This window comes from Mangrovicoccus sp. HB161399, assembly GCF_013184745.1.
Classification (GTDB): domain Bacteria; phylum Pseudomonadota; class Alphaproteobacteria; order Rhodobacterales; family Rhodobacteraceae; genus Mangrovicoccus.
Map to the genome: position 1 here is coordinate 1 of NZ_JAATVU010000204.1, position 2,043 is coordinate 2,043.

A 2,043-nucleotide genomic window follows, 5' to 3' on the forward strand; every position below is an offset into this window, starting at 1 on the left:
CTGGCCACCAGCTGGGGCGGCTGGTGGGCGCATGACAAGGGCCTGCTCTCGGTCGGCGGCGCCGCCTACGAGGCCCCGGCCTTCGCCATCACGCCCGACATGTTCGTCGGCACGATGGAAACGCAGGCCAAGCGCCAGTTCGAGGACCAGGCCAACGTCGTGAAGGGCGTGTTCGCCCCGGCCAGCGCCGAATTCGTGCCGACCGACCTGCCGGTGATGTCGAGCTCCACCTTCAAGGCTGAGGACGCCGGGCAGGAACTGGTGCGCGATCTGGGCGAGCTGCCCGGAGAGACCGACGAGGACCGCGGCCAGCGGCTGCAGAAGCTGTCACTGCTCAAGGGCCGCCGGCAGAAATCGGCCGTGGCGCCGGTCAACCTGCAGGCGGTCAGCGTCGGGCTCGGCGAGACGGTGACGATGGACGCGCCGTGGCGCGGCTGGGCGGCCAAGCCGTTCGAGGTGGTGGGCCGGGAAATCTCGGTCGGCCCGGGCGAGGGCGGCGAGGTGCGCGCCTCGGTGATCCTGTCGCTGATCGAGACCGACGCCGCGGTCTATGACGAGACCACCAGCGAAGAGACCGGCAGCCTGATCAGCGTGGCCTCCAATTTCCCGAGCCGCCTGGAGGCGCCTGAGGTCACGCCGCCGCAGGTGGCGGAAGGGCTCTACGACGGGCGCACGGGCGGCGCGCGGCTATATGTCGACCTTGCCAGCAGCAGCGACAACCCTTTCATCCGCTACTGGCAGTTCGCCTGGTATCAGGCGGGCGAGACCGCCGAGGACGCGCGCTACTCGCAGAACATCGAGGAACCGGGCGTCAGGCTGCAGGACTTCACGCCGGGCGCATGGATCTTCGGCGCCCGGGCCATCACCGAGGGCGGCATCGTCGGCGAATGGGCCTGGGCCGCGGCGGCGCAGGTGCAGGGCCTCAGCGCGACGCCGGCCGCGATTTCCGGCCTGCACATGCAGCCGTCCAGCCAGGTGGCCATCCTGAAATGGCTGCAGCATCCCGACATCGACGTGATCCAGGGCGGCCGGATCGAGTTCCGGCACTCCAACCTGCAGAGCGGCGCCAGCTGGGCGAACAGCCGCAGCATCGGAATCGCGGTGCCGGGCACCTCCACCGAGACATCGCTGCCGCTGCTGCCCGGCACCTACCTGGCGCGGGCCTATGACTCGACCGGCATAGCCGGGCCGGTTTCTTCCGTCTCCACCAGGGCGCCGTCGCTGCTCGGGCAGTCGGCGGTGGCCAGCATCGCCGAGGCCACCGCCTTCGCCGGGACCAAGACCGGCTGCGAGATCGACGGCAGCCTGCTGGTGCTGTCCGAGGGCGAGACCTCGGCCACCTATGCCTATGCCGGCCAGATCGACCTGGGCAGCGTGCAAGATGTCAGGCTGGTGACGGAGGTCGGAATGACCGCGGCCGGGCGCGCCGACCTGTTCTGGAGCGGTGCTGCGGGCTTCTGGACCGGCGACGGCGACTTCTGGGCCACCGCGCTGGCATCGGGCGACATCCAGGTCCTGGTGTCCGAGACCGACGACGACCCGTCCGGGACGCCCGCATGGTCGGCCTACACCCGGATCCATGCCGCGGACCTTCGCGCCCGCGCCTTCCGCTTCATGGCGGAGATCACCACCGACACGACCGACGACGAGGTGACCGCCTCGATCCTCAGCGTGACCGCCTGCCAGTAGGAGCAGCATGACACAGGCACCGATCCTGCCGGACTCCGGGGACAGTCCCGCGGAGGCCCTGGCCTATTTCACTGCGGCGATGCAGGCGCTGGCCACGCTTTCGGCCGGCGGCAGCGTGCCGCCCGAGTTCTTCGCGAACATGCCGTGGCTCGACACGTCGGTCCGGCACCTCAAGCTGCGGAACGCCGGGAACACCGATTGGGAAAACCTCGTGGCCGCGCTGGCGCCGAACGGGGCGGGCTACCTGCCCGGCGTGCCGGTCGAGTTCTCCAGCGCAGTAGCGGCGACCGCCTACACGGCCCCGGCCGGACTGCGCGCGCTGCTGATCGAGATCTGGGGCGCGGGCGGCGGCGC

Annotated in this window: 2 protein-coding genes; both read left to right on the top strand. The window is 70.6% G+C overall.

The window, feature by feature from the left end; all coding sequences use genetic code 11:
- Positions 1–1,689, top strand: a 1,689-nt coding sequence (locus HCC78_RS32265) for a hypothetical protein (RefSeq protein WP_172332777.1), incomplete at its 5' end; no start/stop codon positions are given.
- Positions 1,690–1,696: 7 nt separating this feature from the next.
- On the top strand, positions 1,697–2,043 hold a 347-nt coding region (locus HCC78_RS32270), incomplete at its 3' end, for a hypothetical protein (RefSeq protein WP_172332778.1).